The sequence below is a fragment of the Bradyrhizobium sp. KBS0727 genome, from assembly GCF_005937885.2.
Lineage (GTDB): Bacteria > Pseudomonadota > Alphaproteobacteria > Rhizobiales > Xanthobacteraceae > Bradyrhizobium.
Genome location: NZ_CP042176.1, coordinates 5,259,565 through 5,277,129, shown reverse-complemented (window position 1 = coordinate 5,277,129; position 17,565 = coordinate 5,259,565). Strand labels below are relative to the sequence as shown.

The 17,565-nt window shown below is 63.6% G+C and carries 16 protein-coding genes; 10 read left to right on the top strand and 6 right to left on the bottom strand.

Annotation, left to right across the window (positions count from 1 at the left end; genetic code table 11):
* Window positions 1–28: 28 nt before the first annotated feature.
* Window positions 29–1,006 carry an NADPH:quinone oxidoreductase family protein gene (locus tag FFI89_RS24755; protein ID WP_138830200.1) on the bottom strand — a complete coding sequence of 326 codons (978 nt, stop codon included), beginning with the start codon at window positions 1,004–1,006 and terminating at the stop codon, window positions 29–31.
* A gap of 44 nt (window positions 1,007–1,050) precedes the next feature.
* Window positions 1,051–2,124 carry an LLM class flavin-dependent oxidoreductase gene (locus FFI89_RS24750; protein ID WP_168213029.1) on the bottom strand — a complete coding sequence of 358 codons (1,074 nt, stop codon included), beginning with the start codon at window positions 2,122–2,124 and terminating at the stop codon, window positions 1,051–1,053.
* A 172-nt stretch (window positions 2,125–2,296) separates the two neighbouring features.
* Between FFI89_RS24750 and FFI89_RS24745 the strand changes: the two genes are divergently transcribed.
* The gene (locus tag FFI89_RS24745; RefSeq protein WP_138830198.1) at window positions 2,297–3,178 is read left to right on the top strand and encodes an aldose 1-epimerase family protein; all 882 of its coding nucleotides are present in this window, start codon (window positions 2,297–2,299) and stop codon (window positions 3,176–3,178) included.
* A gap of 76 nt (window positions 3,179–3,254) precedes the next feature.
* On the opposite strand, the gene FFI89_RS24740 is transcribed toward FFI89_RS24745, so the two are convergent.
* On the bottom strand, window positions 3,255–3,470 hold the full coding sequence (locus FFI89_RS24740; RefSeq protein ID WP_138830197.1) for a hypothetical protein: 216 nt from the start codon (window positions 3,468–3,470) through the stop codon (window positions 3,255–3,257).
* Between the two features lie 246 nt (window positions 3,471–3,716).
* Between FFI89_RS24740 and FFI89_RS24735 the strand changes: the two genes are divergently transcribed.
* From FFI89_RS24735 to uraD, 4 genes are all read left to right on the top strand, one after another.
* A complete protein-coding gene (locus FFI89_RS24735; protein WP_138835653.1) occupies window positions 3,717–4,004 on the top strand; it encodes a hypothetical protein in 288 nt (95 codons plus the stop codon).
* Window positions 4,005–4,132: 128 nt separating this feature from the next.
* Entirely contained in the window at window positions 4,133–4,546 is a 414-nt protein-coding gene (locus tag FFI89_RS24730) for a DUF3830 family protein (protein ID WP_074825847.1), read from the top strand.
* Entirely contained in the window at window positions 4,547–5,485 is a 939-nt protein-coding gene (gene puuE / locus FFI89_RS24725; protein WP_138830196.1) for an allantoinase PuuE, read from the top strand.
* Between the two features lie 3 nt (window positions 5,486–5,488).
* Window positions 5,489–6,373: a 2-oxo-4-hydroxy-4-carboxy-5-ureidoimidazoline decarboxylase gene (gene uraD, locus FFI89_RS24720; RefSeq protein ID WP_138830195.1), complete on the top strand. Its 885-nt coding sequence runs from the start codon at window positions 5,489–5,491 to the stop codon at window positions 6,371–6,373.
* 53 nt (window positions 6,374–6,426) lie between these two features.
* Here uraD and FFI89_RS24715 read toward each other — a convergent pair whose 3' ends face one another.
* Window positions 6,427–7,830 (bottom strand): nucleobase:cation symporter-2 family protein, encoded by a 1,404-nt coding sequence (locus tag FFI89_RS24715; RefSeq protein ID WP_138830194.1) that lies wholly within the window; start codon window positions 7,828–7,830, stop codon window positions 6,427–6,429.
* Between the two features lie 183 nt (window positions 7,831–8,013).
* Between FFI89_RS24715 and pucL the strand changes: the two genes are divergently transcribed.
* The 3 genes from pucL (at window position 8,014) to FFI89_RS24700 (ending at window position 11,119) form a co-directional block, all read left to right on the top strand.
* Window positions 8,014–8,856, top strand: a complete 843-nt coding sequence (gene pucL / locus FFI89_RS24710; RefSeq protein ID WP_138830193.1) for a factor-independent urate hydroxylase — start codon at window positions 8,014–8,016, stop codon at window positions 8,854–8,856.
* 300 nt (window positions 8,857–9,156) lie between these two features.
* The gene (locus tag FFI89_RS24705; protein WP_138830192.1) at window positions 9,157–10,113 is read left to right on the top strand and encodes an isopenicillin N synthase family oxygenase; all 957 of its coding nucleotides are present in this window, start codon (window positions 9,157–9,159) and stop codon (window positions 10,111–10,113) included.
* Between the two features lies 1 nt (window position 10,114).
* Complete coding sequence (locus FFI89_RS24700) at window positions 10,115–11,119, top strand: TRAP transporter substrate-binding protein (protein WP_138830191.1); 1,005 nt, start codon at window positions 10,115–10,117, stop codon at window positions 11,117–11,119.
* 8 nt (window positions 11,120–11,127) lie between these two features.
* Here the strand turns inward: FFI89_RS24700 and FFI89_RS24695 are convergent, their stop codons facing one another.
* Both FFI89_RS24695 and FFI89_RS24690 read right to left on the bottom strand, forming a co-directional pair.
* Entirely contained in the window at window positions 11,128–13,851 is a 2,724-nt protein-coding gene (locus FFI89_RS24695) for a molybdopterin cofactor-binding domain-containing protein (protein ID WP_138830190.1), read from the bottom strand.
* Window positions 13,848–14,669: an FAD binding domain-containing protein gene (locus FFI89_RS24690; RefSeq protein WP_138830189.1), complete on the bottom strand. Its 822-nt coding sequence runs from the start codon at window positions 14,667–14,669 to the stop codon at window positions 13,848–13,850. The genes FFI89_RS24695 and FFI89_RS24690 overlap by 4 nt, the downstream gene beginning before the upstream one ends.
* 146 nt (window positions 14,670–14,815) lie before the next feature.
* Here FFI89_RS24690 and FFI89_RS24685 point away from each other — a divergent pair, with 146 nt between their 5' ends.
* Window positions 14,816–16,165: an 8-oxoguanine deaminase gene (locus tag FFI89_RS24685; RefSeq protein WP_138830188.1), complete on the top strand. Its 1,350-nt coding sequence runs from the start codon at window positions 14,816–14,818 to the stop codon at window positions 16,163–16,165.
* 1,007 nt (window positions 16,166–17,172) lie between these two features.
* Window positions 17,173–17,484, top strand: a complete 312-nt coding sequence (locus FFI89_RS24680) for a hypothetical protein (protein WP_138830187.1) — start codon at window positions 17,173–17,175, stop codon at window positions 17,482–17,484.
* Window positions 17,485–17,565: the final 81 nt, after the last annotated feature.

Genomic DNA, 17,565 nt, shown 5'->3' with positions numbered 1-17,565 from the left:
CTGTCGTTGATGGCTGGATGGCGTGGGTTCAGGAGAATTTGATGATCATCTTGCCCAACGCCGATCGCGACTGCATGGTCTTGAACGCTTCGCGAAAATTCTCGAACGGCACGACCTTGCCGACCACCGGCTGTAATTTGCCGGATGAGAGCCAGTCGAACAGTTGCGCGATCAGGCGCGTATGCGTCTCCGGCTCGCGCTTCTGGATTTGCGCGAGATCGACGCCGAGCAGGGCGCCGCCCTTGAGCAGCGGAAGGTTGAAGGCAAGCGCCGGAATGGTGCCGGAGGCGAACCCGACCACCAGATGCCGGCCGCGCCAGGCGATCGAGCGGAACGCCTGCAGCGACACTTCGCCGCCGACGGGATCGTAGATCACATCAGGCCCGTGGCCGCCGGTCAGCGTCTTGAGCGTGTCGCGCCAGTCGGCCTGGGTGTAGTCGATGGTTTCATCCGCGCCGTATTGAGCCGCGAATGCGCGCTTCTCCGGCGTCGATGCCGCCGCGATCACGCGCGCGCCCATTAGCTTGCCGATCTGAACCGCCGCGATGCCGACGCCGCCGGCGGCGCCGAGCACCAGCAGCGTTTCGCCCGCGCGAAGCTGCGCACGCGCTTCAAGCGCATAGAGCCCGGTGAGATAGTTGGCTTGGAACGAGGCCCCGGCCTCGAAGGGAACCTGCGCCGGCAGATGCTTCAGCGCCATCGACGGCACCGAAATATATTCGGCGAGCGCGCCGGAACGCGTCATGCCGATCACGGGCATGCCCGGCTTGAATTGAGCGACGTTGTCGGCCACGCAATCGACCGTGCCGGCGAACTCCGTTCCCGGCACGAACGGCAGCGGATCCTTGGTCTGGTAGAGACCCTGCACCTTCAACCCGTCGACAAAGCCTACCGCCGCGGCGCCGATCCTGACGCGGACTTCGCCGGCGGCAACGTCCGGCAACTCTCTCTCCTTGATCGAAATTCCATCAATCGAATCGTAATTCTCGACAACAACAGCTCTCATGCAACTTGATCCATATCGTCATTTCCCTCCGGGTTGCAGCTTCTTTACTCGGCGGCTTCGGCGAGCCGGTCGATCTCGATCGCGCCGGCCTTGATCCGCGGAATCAATTCGCGGCCGATCGCGACCGTGTCGTGCGGATTTTCAAAACCGCGCAGCAGGAACGAATGGATGCCGAGCCGGTAATATTCCAGCACTGCGGCCGAGACCTGTTCAGGCGTGCCGACCAGGCAAGAGGTATTGCCGGGCGCGCCGGTCGCGCGGGCAATCCCCATCCACAGCCGTTCGTCATGCACATCGCCGCGCGCGGCGTAGCCGAGCAGGCGTTCGGCGGAATGGTTGGTCGGTTGCGGCGCAGCCCCGGTCTTGCCCTCGACATCAGCCAGGAGCTTGTTGGCCTTGTCCCACGCCGCACCCTCGGTGTCCGCGATGATCGGGCGCAGCGACATGTTGAAGCCGACCCTGCGGCCGAACACGGCCGCGCGCCGCCGGAAATCCTGCATCCTTTCGCGCGTCTCGGCGAGCGGTTCGCCGAAGATCGCAAACACGTCGCAATGCCTGGCGCCCATCTCCAGCGCGCCTTCTGACGAGCCGCCGAAGAACAGCGACGGATAGGGCTGCTGATACGGCTTGATATCGGAGAACGCGCCCTCGACCCGGTAGAACTCGCCGTGGTGGTTGAGGGGGCTGTCGCTGGTCCAGATCCGGCGCATCACGTCGAGATATTCGCTGGCTCTGCGGTAGCGGTCGTCCTTCGGCAGGAAGTCGCCTTCGCTGGCCTGATCCTTGTCGCTGGTGCCGGCGATGATATGCAGCGACATCCGGCCCTGTGTGAGCTGGTCGAAGGTCGCAACCTGCCGCGCCGCGAGCGCCGGCGCCACTGAGCCCGGCCGGTGCGCGATCAGGAACTTGATCCGCTCGGTGTGGTCGGCCGCGTAAAGCGCGATGGCAAAACCTTCGGCCGCCGATGCGTAATAGCCGACGAGGACGGAGTCGTAATTCCACTGCTCGTGCAGGCGGGTGAAATCGCGCACCCACTCGCGCGATATCTTGCCCTGGATCAGGTGGACCGCGACGCCTTCCTGTTGGGTGCCAATCATACCGATGATTCTGGCTGGCATGGGTGCTTCCCCGGTTCGAATTGTTTGGACCGATGAAACGCGCAACATCCGGGGAATGCAAGCGTTTAGCGCGCTGCTGGTTATGCGCCGGCCTCACGGCCGGCATCCACTGCCGCCATGCGTGGACCTCGCTTGTTGCGGTGGTTAACTCCATGAATTATGAGGGATAGGAATGGACAGCATAACCGACGACCGCCATACGCTTCGCAGTAACGGGATTGCCGCGACCATCAAGACCGATGGCGCCGAACTGTGCTCGCTGCGGAATGCCGAAGGGCAGGAATTGCTGTGGCAGGCCGGCGAGGCGTGGCCGCGGCATTCTCCCTTGCTGTTTCCGATCATCGGCCGCCTGAAGAACGACGAGCTGCATCATCGCGGCAAGACCTACCCGATGACACAGCATGGTGTGGCGCGCGATCACCGCTTTGAATGGCTCGAGCGTCAGCCGGATTCCTGCGCGCTGGTTCTGACCGACAATCCCGCAACCCGTTCCCGTTACCCGTTCGCGTTTCGGCTGGAAGTTACCTATACGGCGAAAGGCTCCGACCTTCACGTGGGTCTTAAAGTCACCAACACCGGAAACGAGATGCTGCCGGCCTCGATCGGCGGGCATCCGGCGTTTAACTGGCCGTTGCTGCCCGGACTCGCGAAGGAAACCTACACGCTCACCTTCTCCCACGACGAGACCGTGCCGATCCGGCGTCTCCAAAGGGGACTGATGCTGGCAACGCCGGAGCCGACGCCCATTGGCGGCAACACGCTGCCGCTTTCGGAAAAGCTGTTCGATGACGATGCCATCATCCTTGATCACCCCGCGAGCAGCTCGGTTCGCTTTGCAGCCGACCGCGGACCGTCGATCGAAATGTCGTGGGATGGCTTTCGCGAACTCGGAATCTGGTCGAAGCCCGGCGGTGTGCCGTTTCTCTGTATCGAGCCGTGGCACGGCTTTGCCAGCCCGGTGGATTTCGACGGCGAATTCACCGACAAGCCCGGGCTGATGCACATCGCGCCATCAGCCACCCGGAGCCTCGGCTATCGGATCCGCATCGGCTGACCGGCGCGGCTCGTACCGATGTCCGTTGAAAAGCCAGCCGCTGCGCGCGACCGGCTTTTCAATCCTGTAGGCTAGCTCAGCGTCCGGCAGGCGCCGAATAGCCGCCCGAATAGCGCGACCAGTCGGGCTGTGCGGCAGGGGCCGGCCACGCCGCATAGGCATCGGCATTGCGGCCAAGCTGCTGGCTCGTGACGGCGCGGTTGCCGTGATGACGTTGGGCGGCATCGGCAAATTGCACGGAAGCCGAAACGATCAGGGCCGAGCCGAGGATGGTGAGGATTGTCTTTCGCATTGTGGTTCTCCCTTTGACGCTTTTCGCTGGCGCGGCAGACGCGCCTCGCCGTTGCAGCGCTCCATGGGAGATAACGATGGCCGATGTGAATTATTACGGTCGCGGATATCACGAAGCGGCGAGCAAACTTTCTGGTCAGGGACGTCGATCGACTAAATATTCAGCAACCGCTGTCGTCGGGCTGTAATAGAATGGGTCCAGCCGACCCGGTCCAATGAGAGAATTCAGTTGTCGCTGATGAACCCGATGAAGAATATCCTGCTGGTCATTTTGCTGGCCGCATCGCCCGCCTGGGCCCAGACCCCGCTGACGCCCAAGCCTGCCCCGAAGGGAGCCGCGCGGGTTGTCGACAACTGCGCGCCGATCGGCCGGACCGCGAAGGGCGAGCTGGTCTATTCCATGAAGTGCGACGACCTGCCGGCGCCGCCGCCACCGTCGCAGGCCGAAGCCAGGGAGGCCGCGCCCGCTGCGGCTCCGGAACCGGAAGCCCAGCGCGGCGGGATTTTCGGCTGGTCCTACGACCGCCGGCAATAAGGCGGCCAGGCTCGAAACCGATCCCCTTGGACTATCCCCTTGGGCTGGAATGGTCCTTGCTTCCGCTAATCCCGGCTGCAATGGATATGGCGAACCCGTTTTCTTTAGCCATCCGAGAGAAGAGACCGATGAGCCAATTGATCGTCCGCGCCGGTGAGTTCACCTTCAACGCCCGTTTCGAGGAGCAGCTGGCGCCGAAAACGGTCGCGGCATTTCGAAAAGCGATGCCGTTCGAAAGCCAGGCGATCCATGTGCGCTGGAGCGGCGAGGGGGTCTGGATGCCGCTCGGCGATCTCGACTTCGGCGTCTCCTATGAGAACCACACCAGCTATCCCGCGCCGGGCCAGATCATCCTCTATCCCGGCGGCATCAGCGAAACCGAAATCCTGCTCGCCTATGGCGGCGTGCATTTCGCCAGCAAGATGGGCCAGCTCGCCGGCAACCATTTCATCACCCTGACCTCGGGGCTGGAGAACCTGACCGCGTTCGGCAAGACCGTGTTGTGGAAGGGTGCGCAGAAGATCCGGTTCGAGGAAGTCTAGGTGACGGAGCCGAACTACCCGCGCGACCTTCGCGGCTACGGCCGCCATCCACCCGATCCGAAGTGGCCGGGCCATGCACGGGTCGCCGTTCAGTTCGTGGTGAATTTCGAGGAAGGCGGCGAGAACAACATCCTGCACGGCGACCGCGCCTCGGAAGCGTTCCTGTCGGATGTGCTGGGCACGCAGCCCTGGCCGGGCCAGCGCCATGCCAATATCGAATCGATGTTCGAGTATGGCTCGCGCGCCGGCTTCTGGCGGCTGTGGCGGATGTTCACCGAGCGCAAGATGCCGGCGACGGTGTTCGGCGTCGCCACCGCCCTGCAGCGAAACCCCGATGTGGTTGCCGCCATGAAGGAGGCGGGCTGGGATATCGCCAGCCACAGCCTGAAATGGATCGAACACAAGGATATGTCGGAGGCCGAGGAGCGCTGGGAGATCGCGGAGGCGATCCGCGTTCACACCGAGGCGACCGGCGGGCGTCCGCTCGGCTGGTACACCGGACGTTCCTCGATCAATACGCTCCGGCTCTTGATGGAGGCTGGCGGTCTCCTCTATCTCTGCGACTCCTATGCCGACGACCTGCCGTACTGGATCAGGACGCAGGCCCTGGAGCCGCATCTGGTCATTCCCTACACGCTCGATGCCAATGACATGCGCTTCGTCAACGCGCAGGGGTTCGGCGGCGGCGAGGAGTTCTTCACCTATCTCAAGGACAGTTTCGACGTGCTCTATGCCGAAGGCGCGACCTCGCCGAAGATGATGTCGATCGGCCTGCATTGCCGCGTCGTCGGCCGCCCAGGCCGCGCCGCGTCGCTGATGCGGTTTCTCGATTATGTCGGCAAGCACGAGCGCGTCTGGGTGCCGACGCGGCTGCAGATCGCGCAGCACTGGCACTCCAATCTGAAGCATTTGGCCGGGCACGCGTTCAACATCGGGTAGGTCATGCAAAAGAACCTTTCTGAACTCAATGCCTGCAGCAAGGATGATTTCGTCGCGGCTCTTGCCAATATCTTCGAATACTCGCCCTGGATTGCCGAACAGGCCGCCGCGGTGCGGCCCTATTCCGGCGTAAAGGCGCTGCTATCAGCGATGAGGGATGCGGTCGATCGCGCGCCGGCCGAACAGCAGATGGCGCTGATCAAGGCGCATCCCGATCTCGCCAACAAGACCCAGCGTGCCGCGGGCCTGACTGCCGAATCTACCTCTGAACAAAACAGCCTTGGTCTCGACCGGCTGTCGGATGCCGAATACGAGGCGTTCGAGCGCGTCAACAACGCCTATCGCGCCAAATTCGGTTTCCCCTACATTGTCTGCGTTCGCCGCCACACCAAGGATTCCGTGCTGCGCGATTTCGAGCGCCGGCTGCCGAACGACGTAGCGACGGAGACCCAGACCTCGATCAATGAAATTTGCCGTATCGCGGCGCTGCGGCTTGATCAGCTCGTGCTATCCGATGACAAGCTTCCGGTGCACGGGCGGCTGTCGACCCATGTGCTGGACACCCATAGCGGCAAGCCCGCGGCAGGAATTTCGCTGGTGCTGACCGAACTGTCTGACTTGGGTGAGCCCCGCGTGATCGCCCGCGCGGTAACCAACAGCGACGGCCGCACTGACCAGCCCCTGATCGGCGGCCGGCCGGTGCCGATCGGACGCTATGAGCTGATGTTCAGTGTCGGCGAATATTTTGCCGGCCGCGACGTGCCGATGTCGGAGCCGCCGTTCCTGGACCAGATTCCCGTGCGCTTTTCGGTCAGCGATCCCGAGGGCCATCTGCACGTGCCGCTCCTGGTCACGCCCTGGAGCTACGGGACCTATCGGGGGAGTTGAGGTTCTCTCTTCGTCAAGCCCGGCCATGACGGCGTGAGATGCACAATTGGAAATCACACATGCTGCGCCGATGACGCGGCCGCGGCGGCGTCGGCTTCCGCCCCGGCCTTGCTGCTGACGCCGTTGAAGAAGGCGTTCAGGATCACGGCGACCAGTGCGCAGAGCAGGATGCCACTTTCCAGCAGTGGCTGCAGGTCGTGCGGCAGGTTCTTGAAGAAGTTCGGTGCCGCGAGCGGAATCAGGCCGAAGCCGACCGAGATCGCGACCACGAACAGGTTGAAGCGGTTGTTCCTGAAATCGACCGCGGTGAGGATGCGTGCGCCGGTCGCGGCCACCATGCCGAACATCACGAGGCCCGCGCCGCCAAGCACCACCAGCGGTACGGCTTCGACCAGCGCCGCCATCTTCGGCAGCAAGCCTAGCAGCAGCATGATGCAGCCGCCTGCGATCGTCACCCAGCGCGAGCGCACGCCGGTGACGCTGACCAGGCCGACGTTCTGCGAGAACGACGTGTAGGGGAATGTATTGAAAAGACCGCCGAGCAGCGTCCCGACGCCGTCGGCGCGCAGGCCACGGGTCAGCGCGTCGCGATCGACGGTCTTGCCGGTGATTTCACCGAGCGCCAGAAACATTCCGAGCGATTCGATCATGACCACGATCATCACGATGCACATGGTGACAACAGGCACCAGATGGAATTGCGGCATGCCGAAATGGAACGGGATCACCACTGCGCCCCATGACGCGGCTGCGACCTTTTCGAAATGCATGACGCCGAGCGCGGCCGCGAGAATGGCGCCGGCGATGATGCCGAGCAGCACGGCGACATTGGCGATGAAGCCGGAGCCCCATTTGATCAGGCCGAGGATCACCAGCAGTACGAACAGCGCGATGCCGAGCCCCTGCAATTGGCCATAGCCGGGATTGGGAAACGCGCCGGGGACGCCATCCACCACCTTGGTCAGCGTCGGCAGGCCGCCACCCGCCCAGTTGATCCCGACCCGCATCAGCGAGATGCCGATCACCATGATGATGGTTCCGGTCACGACCGGGGGAAACAACGGCAGCAGCCGGCTGATGAAAGGCGCGGCAAGGATGCCGAAGATTCCGGCAGCGATGACCGAGCCGTAGATGCCGAGCAGGCCGATATCGGGCGCCGCCGCCATCGACAGCATCGGGCCGACGGACGCAAAGGTGACGCCCATCATCACCGGCAGACGAATGCCGACCCCGGGAAAGCCGATGCACTGGACCAGCGTCGCCAGCCCGCAGGCGAACAGGTCCGCGCTGATCAGGAACGCGACGTCCTCCGGCGGCAGTTTCAGCGCCCGGCCGATGATCAGGGGTACCGCGACGGCGCCGGCATACATGACCAGCACGTGCTGCAAGCCCAGCGCGAGCAGGCGTGGGGTCGGCAGGATCTGGTCGACGGGATGAACTTCGATCGTCGTGGTCATGGACTGGCCCCCCAAAAGCTTGCCCCTTAAAGGCACGGGCCCACGGCCCGGTCAGACCGATACAAGGCCCGTGCCAGAACCTGATCCGGGGCCCTTGCTCGATGGCACGAACGTTGCTCATTATTGGACCATATCGGGCGACCAATATCCCGTTAATTTACCGGCTGAACTGGAGGCTCCCACGTGCCGCTGATCAAGAACAGATACGGGAAAGGTCGCGTCCGCGTGATGCGCATCCATCGCGACGGCGACCGGCACGAGGTCAGCCAGCTCAACATCAAGGCGATGATGGAGGGTGACTTCGCCCGCGCCTATACCCATGCCGACAATTCCACTTCGGTCTCGACCGACACGATCAAGAACGTCGTCAACGTCGTCGCCCGCGAAAATACCGGGCTCAGCACCGAGGAATTCTGCCAGGTGCTGGCGAAGAAATATCTCGACACCTATCCGCAGATTTCCTCGGTCGCCATCACCGCGCACGAGACCAAATGGAGCCGGCTCAGTGTCGGCGGCAAGCCGCATCCGCACAGTTTCGTGCTCGACAGCAACGGCAAGCCCACGGTGGAAATCTCGCAAATCCGCGGCGGCACTGCTGTCATGTCGTCCGGCATCGACGGCTTTGCCTTCATGAAGTCGACCCAGTCCGGCTGGGAGAATTACGTCAAGGACAAGTACACGACGATCCCGCCGACCGCCGACCGGATGTGTGCGACCTCGATGGTGGCGTCGTGGAAGTGGTCGGGCAAACCTGCAAGCTACCCGGCGACCAACAACAGGGTTCTCGATACCTTGCTGGAAGTGTTTGCGATGACCTACAGCATGAGCGTGCAGGACAGCCTGTACCGGATGGGCGAGGCGGCGCTTGCGGCGGTGCCGGAAATTTCCGAGGTCAGCATGGCCTGCCCGAACATGCATTTCATCCTGATGAACCTGTCGGCGTTCGGGCAGGACAACAACAACGATGTGTTCCTGCCGACCGACGAGCCGCACGGCCAGATCGAGTGCACGGTGGGGCGCGGCTAGTCTAGAGCAGGCCCTCGTGCCACCTTGGCAGGTCTTCCTGCCGCCGTGGTGGTTTCATTCCCAGATGAAGCGCAGGCAGCCCGTGATCGCCAGCGACGCAAGTTCAAAGAGGTGTTCGATCGTGCGTCGCATGGGAAATTGCCTTACAGAGGTGCGCGGCTTAGACGCGCTGGTTGGGGACAATGCCCCGCCAGATTTGGAGTTCCGTCGGGAATGCGAACAGACTGGTGGCTCCGATTCTGGGGCGTCTGGGTTAACGATTCCTGTTTGTTGGCCCGATGACCTCTCCGGGAGATCGATATGAGTGCCATTCCGGTGATCGACATTGCGCCCCTGGTGGACGGTTCGCCGGCGCAAGCTCGCGCCGTCGCCAGGGACCTCGGTAACGCGTGCCGGGATGTCGGGTTCTTTTATATTGCCAACCATGGCGTGCCGTCGGCCTTGATGAAGCGCGTTTTCGAAACCTCCGCCGCTTTCTTTGCGGGACCGGCGTCGATCCGGGAGGCGGTTTCCTTCAGCGGTCCCGGCGGCAATCGCGGTTACATCCGGGTCGGCGGCGAAACGCTCGATCCCGGCAAGCCGGCTGACGTCAAGGAGGCCTTCAACATCGGTCTCGAACTGCCTCCTGACGATCCCGAGATGCTGGCGCGCGCGCCGTTCCGGGCGGCCAATCTGTGGCCGCACATGCCGGGCTTTCGCGACACCATGCTCGATTACTTCAACCGGGTGTGGCGGCTCGGGCGCGACCTGCATCGCGGGTTTGCGCTCGACCTCGGGCTTGAGCCCGACTATTTCGAAACCAGGCTCGACCGGCCGAACGCCACGCTGCGCCTGCTGCATTACCCGCAGAGCGCCGTGCCGTTGTCCGAGGGGCAACTCGGTGCCGGCGTTCACACCGACTACGGCAACGTCACGTTGCTGGCGACCGACGAGGTCGGCGGCCTGATGGTGCAGGACCGCTCCGGTCGCTGGCTCGACGCGCCCGTGATTCCAGATACCTTCGTCTGCAATATCGGCGACTGCCTGATGCGGTGGTCGAACGACGTCTATGTTTCGACACCGCACAAGGTGGTCAACCCCGGCAAGGATCGCTATTCGGTGGCGTTCTTTCTCGATCCCAATCCCGATGCCGTGGTTGCGTGTCTGCCGACCTGCGTCAGCGCCGACCGTCCGGCGAAATATCCGCCGATCACCGGCGCCGAATTCCTGCGTTCGCGGCTGGAGCCGACCTACGCCGCCAAGCAAGCCAGAGGGTAGCATGCATCAGTTAGTTGTAAGCCGACGGGTCCGCGCCGTAGCCTGCGCGATTGCGCTGATTTTGGTGGCGGTCCCCGCGACGGCTTTTGCGCAAGTCCAGTGGAAGATGACGACCGAATATCCGGAGAGCAACATCTCCGGCATCGGGTTGGTGACGTTCGGAAAACTGCTGTCGTCGAAAACGCTGGGCGCGCTGACGGTCGTGACCGCTTTCGACAACGAACTGAAAATCACTTCTCGCGAGATGCCCCAGGCGGCCCAGGACCACCGTATTGACGGCGGCGACGCGTTTGCGGCGCCGCTGGAATCGTCCGACCAAATATTCGGTCTGTCGGCGCTTCCCTTCGTGGTCCAGTCGGTCGAGACCGCCAAGGCGATGAATGTCAAAGCACGACCGCTGTATGAACGCGCGCTGGCGGCGCGCGGCATGAAGCTGCTCTACATCACGATCTGGCCTGCGACGGGCATATGGTCGGATCAACCGCTCAAAGGCGAGGAAGACCTACATACCTTAGCGGTGAGAGCCTATGACAACAGCTCGGCCGACGTCTTGCGTGCTGCGGGCGCTGCGGCGGAATTTCTTCCGTTCAACGAGGCGATCGTCAAGGTGAAAAATCACGCCTTGAACGCGATCCTGACTTCCGGTGACGGCGGCGCGGGCCGAAAGCTTTGGGACGACCTGCATCATTTCACGCCGATCAACTACGCGATCCCGATCTCGATCGCGTTCGTACGCAAGGACGCCTTCGACGCGCTGTCCGGTGACCTGCAGGCCGCGGTCGATGCCGCTGCCGCGGAAACCGAAAAAAGCCAGATCGAACTGCTCGCCAATCGCACGGCCGAGAACTACGCGCGGATGCGCGCCAATGGGGTCAGTATCGACGAGCCGCCGCCGACAGCCATTATCGCCGCCCTGAAGAAAGCCGGAAGCGGTCCGATCGCGGCATGGCAGGCCAAGGTGCCGGCCGAAGCGTCCGCCATCCTGGATTGGGCCAACCGGCAATAGCGCGATAATTATTTCCCGAATTTCTCGTGCAGCGCCGGAAACAGCCTGTCCGGCTTGAACGGTGTCGACGTAAAGCGGATGCCGGTGGCGTTGGCAATGGCATTGCCGATGGCGGCGGCGACCGGGTTATACGGGCTTTCGCTCATCGATTTCGCGCCCATCGGTCCGATCGTATCGGACGTGTCGGCGAAGAACACTTCGGTGCGCGGGATGTCGGCAAATTGCGGCAGGTGGTAGTCGCGGAATCGGGGATTGATGACGCGGCCCGTCTCGTCGATCACCATTTCCTCATACAGCGCTGCCCCGAGCGCTTGCGCGACGCCGCCCTCGACCTGGCCGCGGCACTGCAAGGGATTGGCGACCCGGCCGGCGTCCGCCGCATGCACGCTTTTCAATATCCTGATCTCGCCGGTGAACTTGTTGACGGCGACACGAAAGCCCTGGACGTTGAAGGCGACCGACCGCGGCGAGCCCGCCGACGTGCCGCTGGCGACAAGCGACTTGCCGAGCGCCTTCGCCGAGGCGGCGAGCAAAGCGTAGGGCGTGCGGCGTCCGGCGCACACGGTTGCATGATTGTCGAGTGCGCAGGCATCCGGAGTTTCGCCGGTCAGGGATGCGGCGAACACTTTCATCTCGGCGGCCAGCGCCTCTGCCGCGGCCTGCGTGGCGCGTCCGGCGACGAAGATCCCGGCGCTGCCATAGGCACCGGTGTCGTGGCCGCCATGCGCGGTATCGGACTGCTTCAGCGTGATCCGGTCGACCGTGGTTGCCAATGCGGACGCTGCGATCTGCCGATGCACCGTGGTGGTGCCGTTGCCAAACTCGGCGGTGCCGACCGTGAGTTCGAAGCCGCCATCCTCGCGCAGCGAAATACTGCAGTCGGCCAAATGTCCGGCCGGCGGCACGGTATCGATCATGGTCAGCGCGATACCGTCGCCGGTCAGCCAGTCCTCGGAAAGGTCTGGTTTGGCGGCGTCGGCCGCCATCGCCCGCTCGACCAGGTCGAGGCACTGATCGAGGCCGTAGGAGCCGTAGAACACGTCGTGATATTCGGATCTCGGCGGCGACAGCATGGGATCGCCGGGCTTGACGACATTGCGGCGGCGCATCTCGAACGGGCTGATCCCGAGTTGCTTTGCCAGTTCGTCGATCGCGGCTTCCACCGCCAGCAGCGTCTGCGGCAGGCCGTAGCCGCGAAACGCGCCTGATGGCACGGTGTTGGTATAGACGGCTGCCGCATCGACCTTCTTGTTCGGGCAATTGTAGACGCCGAGGCTTTCGCTGACGGAATGAAACAGCACTGGGCCGGCGTGATTGCCGTAAGCCCCGGTGTTGGAGAGCACGTCGAGTTGCAACGCCGTCAGTTTGCCGTCGCTGTCGGCGCCGGCCTTCACCGTGACGCGCATCGGATGCCGCGTTGAGGTCGCGATGAATTGCTCCTCGCGGGTCAACTCGAATTTCACCGGCCGTCTTGTCCTGAGCGCGGCCAGCGCCAGAATGTCCTCGACGAACATTTCCTGCTTGCCGCCGAAACCGCCGCCGACTCGTTTGCAGAACACCCGCACGTTTTCGGGCTTCAGATTGAACAGGTCGGCCAATGCTCGCCGGGTCAAAAACGGAACCTGCGTCGAGGAGCGAACCGTCAGCGCGCCATCGGCATCGACCCAGGCGATGCCGCCATGGGTCTCCAGCGCTGCGTGCTGCACCCGCTGGGTCGTAAACGTGCCTTGATAGGTCACGGCGGACTGTGCCAACGCTGCGGCGACGTCGCCGAATTCGCCGTGGGTTTCGGCGACGATGTTGCGAGCGGCGTTGCTGACGCGATGCGCCGGCGTCTTGTCGCCATGGATGACGGGCGCGCCCGGCGCGATCGCCTGCACGGGATCGACCACGGCGGGCAGGATTTCATACTCGACCTTGAGCCGGCGGCAGCCTTCTTCGGCGGCGGCCTCGGTCTCGGCGACCACGGCCGCAACCTTCTGCCCAATGAAGCGGACGACGTTGTCGAGCACCTTGGTGTCGTCGGGATCCATCCAGTCCCTTTCGTGTCGCGCCGTCGAGAACAGCCGGTCCGGCGCGTCTTCGTAGGTCAGCACGCTATGCACGCTGGCCACGCCGAGCGCGTCGCGCTTGTCGATCGAAATGATCCTGGCGTGCGGGTGCGGTGAGCGCAGCATCTTGACGTGCAGCAGGCCTTCCGAGGCGACGTCGAAGGTATAGCGTTCCGCACCGCGCACCAGATTCGGCCCGGCGGGCGCGGGCAGGCTGCGGCCGAACGCGGTGCCAGCCGCGGCGTCCTCGACATTGGTCTTGCCGTTGAGCGCATCCTCTATCCCGCGGTATCCGGTACAGCGGCAGATGTTTCCCTTCAGCGACGTGCCGAGGTCCTGGCGCTGCGCCTGGTTCAACGAGGCGCAGGTCAGGATCATGCCGGCGGTGCAGAACCCGCACTGAAATCCCTGCGCATCGAGAAATGCCTGCTGCATCGGATGGGTGCCGCCGTCGGGCGCAAAACCTTCGATGGTCGTCACCATGTGGCCGTCGGCGCGAAACGCCGGGATCAGGCAGCTATGCACCGGCTCGCCGTCGATCAGCACCGTGCAGGCGCCGCAGTCGCCGGCGTCGCAGCCTTTCTTGACGCCGAAATGGCCGAGCTGGCGCAGAAACGTCCGAAGGCATTGCCCGGCCCGGGGGGCTTGCGAGAATGTCTTGCCGTTGATCAGGAAATTCATAGCAGCGCCTGCAACTCGCTGCGGATCTCTTCACCGAGCCGCAATGTCATGTGCTTGCGCCACGCCGGTTTGCCATGGACATCGGTGTGATAGAGCTCGTCGGGAATGCGCTGCAGGATCGTTTCACGCAGCTCCCTCGCCGTCGGAATTCCGGCAAAGGACAGTTGCACCGGCCGTTTGGTCGATGCCGTCACCGTCAGCGCCAGCGCGCCTTCGCCGGTCAGGCTGCCGATCAGGAGCGCCGCCGAGCGGCCGACCGGCGTCAACGAAATCTGCCGAAACGCCGAGCGCCGCTTCAGCGCCGCGAGCGGGATATCGATCTGCCGCAACAGGTCGCCTTGCGCGAGCACATTGCGGTTGTCGCCGGTGACGAAATCAGCGACCGCGATCTTTCGTTCGCCGCCATCGGCGTGCCAGATGGTGGCCATGCCATCGAGCGCCGAGGTCAGCGAGATCATCGGCCCCGCCGGCAGCGACATGCAGATGTTGCCGCCGACGGTCGCGGTCTTCCAGATCTTGAAGGAGGCGAGAAACGCCCGGCAGCACTGGTTGATCAGGGGGGAGGCGATCCAGTCCGGCGGGCAGGCCAGCGCGTCGAGCTGCGCCACCGTGCAGGTCGCCGCGATCGACAGCCCGGCCTCACTGATCGTCAGCGCCGGCCATTGCAGGTCGGTGAGGTCGATCAGCCGGCGCAGATGGGCCTGTGGTTCGGAGAACAGCCAGGTCCCGCCCGCAAGCCACGCATCGCCTGCCGTCCAAACGGGCAATTGTTCCCGCGCTGTGGGATGCGCCACCGCTTCTATCGTGTTCAGGTCCATGGATAGGCTAGTGCTTTCAACAGGATGCCTCTCTGCTTGTGAAGTCTTGCAAGACCAGCGCCAATTGCCAATCCCGTTGGGATGGTCTTTGCATTGTAGCGCACGGGCGCCCGTTATGGCGCTTTCCAGGGAAGACGGTGGGGATCATGGACCAAACGCAGGCGATCTGGATCAAGGATCCCCTTTCCATTCTGGCCGACGGCGCCGAACGCGGCGTCGTGGTCCGCGGCGGCAAGATCGTCGAGCTGGTCGGCAAAGGCCGCGAGCCTGTGACCGCCCATACCGCGGTCTATGATGCCGGCGCCCATGTCGTGCTGCCCGGGCTGATCAACACCCACCATCATTTCTACCAGACCCTGACCCGGGCGCTGCCGGCGGCGATGGACCGTGAACTGTTCCCGTGGTTGCAGGCGCTCTATCCGGTGTGGGCGCGGCTGACCCCGGAGTCGCTCCACCTCGGCGTCACCGTGGCGATGTCGGAACTGCTGCTGTCGGGCTGCACCACCACGACCGATCATCACTACGTGTTTCCCGGCGGCCTTGAAGACGCCGTCGATATCGAAGTCGCCGCCGCCAAGCGCCTCGGCTTAAGGGTGCTGCTGACGCGCGGCTCGATGAACCTGTCGCAGAAGGACGGCGGCCTGCCGCCCGACAGCGTGGTGCAGGACGAGGACACGATTCTGGCCGACTGCGAGCGCGTGGTCGCCAAACATCATCAGCGCGGCGAGGACGCGATGGTGCAGATCGCACTGGCGCCGTGCTCGCCGTTTTCGGTGACGACATCGCTGATGAGCGCCACCGCAGCACTTGCCGACAAGCTCGACGTCCGCCTGCATACCCATCTGGCGGAGACCGAGGACGAGAACAAATTCTGCGAGCAGATGTACGGCTGCCGGCCGCTGGACTACCTCGAACAATGCGGCTGGCTCAACGCCAGGACATGGCTGGCGCACGGCATCTTCTTCAAGCCGGACGAAATGAAGCGGCTGGGGCGGGCGAAGACGTCGATCAGCCATTGCGCTTGCAGCAATCAGATTTTGGCGTCGGGCTGCTGCCCGGTCTGCGAGATGGAGGAGGCCGGGGTTTCGATCGGCCTCGGCGTCGACGGTTCGGCCTCCAACGACGAGTCCAATTTGATGCAGGAGGTGCGCGCCGCGTTCCTGCTGCAGCGCGCCCGCTACGGCGTCGGCCGCGTCAGCCACAAGGACGCGCTGCGTTGGGCCACCAAGGGCTCCGCCGCCTGCGTCGGCCGTCCCGAACTCGGTGAAATCGCGGTGGGAAAAGCCGCCGATCTCGCGCTGTTCAAGCTCGATGAATTGCGCTTCTCCGGCCACGGCGATCCCTTGGCGGCACTGGTGCTCTGCGGCGCACACCGCGCCGACCGCGTCATGGTCGGCGGCAACTGGGCGGTGACGGATGGCGCGATCCCCGGCCTCGATGTCCAGGACCTGATCCGCCGCCACAGCGCCGCCGCCCGCGCGATGCATGCGGGGTGATCCTCATGGTGAGGAGCGCGCATTTGCGCGCGTCTCCGGACGATGCTTTGCATCGCCGGGCGAACCATGAGGCCCGTGACCCATCCTTCGAGACGCGCTTCGCGCTCCTCAGGATGAGGTCGTCATGTGGGGCGCTTGGATTCTTCCCTTCTTCCCTTGTGGGAGGATGACACCCAGAATATCTGTAACGTAACTAATATCTTAAGTGATCGGCGTCCCTATAGTGTCCAATTGGGGTTTGGCGCGGGCGTTGGCTCATGCGTCGGTTTTGAGGATGTTTGATCTGCTTGATCGGAGCGGCTTCAAAGACAAGCTGCGGGTTTCGACAGTCCCCTTCCGGGCAATTGGCTGGATCATCCCGCGGCACGAGTTCCAGTGATGTGCAACCTCTACAGCACTACACCAGCCAGGCTGCCATCGCCGCGCTCTTCGGCGTCTGCCAATCGGCTTTGTTTGTGAGCCGCGTCCAGCGCGGATTTGATCACCTGTCAACTCATTCGGCAAATTTTACGCCATACGGGTGTCGAACTAAGGGTGCCATAAACAGTTTACAGGGAAGACCCAAATCCTGTTGGGAGCCCTAGACATGTTGGACGTGTCTGGATGCGCGCGCCGTGGGATGAGGCGAAGGCGCTACAGCGGCCGTTGCGGGACGACATGCTCAAGATTGTCGGGCGCGGGGGCGAGAAGGAAGATCGGGTGGCAGCCATAGTTGATGCTTATCCACCCGCCTCCAAAAAATAATGGGTCTCCGCCCATCAAGGCGCCTAGCCCAACCGCTCAGCGCCGGAGCTGGAACCGTTCGTCCCCGCTCGCGCGCGTCCGAATGGTGGATGGAACTAAAGGGGTGCCCCTTTTTAGCAGTCATTCCATCAGGTTTCCTCGGATAAAGTGTTTCGGCCTACCGGGCTCACGCTGCCCAGCCCCGGGCCCGGTAGAGCAGGCGACCCTGCCAACGCCCCGCGTAGCGGGGTCGCTTTGTGCGGGACTTGTTGGAGCCAAAGGTGATGCGCCGCTCCCCCTCCATTGTGCCGCATGGCGCCGACTGCGACACCTATGTGGTGCTAAACGATTTTGGCAGGCTCGGGCGCGCTTGGTGCGAAGCAGATGAGCAAGGTACTGACCGGACGACGCTGATCCGCCGTCTCATGGAAGACCAGTATAGTCACCCGGTCCGCATTGTCGCCTTCAACACCGCCGAGGGCTGGTCGCGCGACGTCACGATCGATATTGCCGACGAGCTGCGCCGACGCTTTGCTGAATACGACGAGGTGCCGCGTTCTGTGCAGGAGTTCTTGGATGTCGCTGTCCGGCGCTGAGCTGTTCGCCTAAAAGGCCCTCGGCTCAAGGAGCAGACTGGCCGCAATATTCGAAGGGCAGATATGATGCAGCCCAGCGCA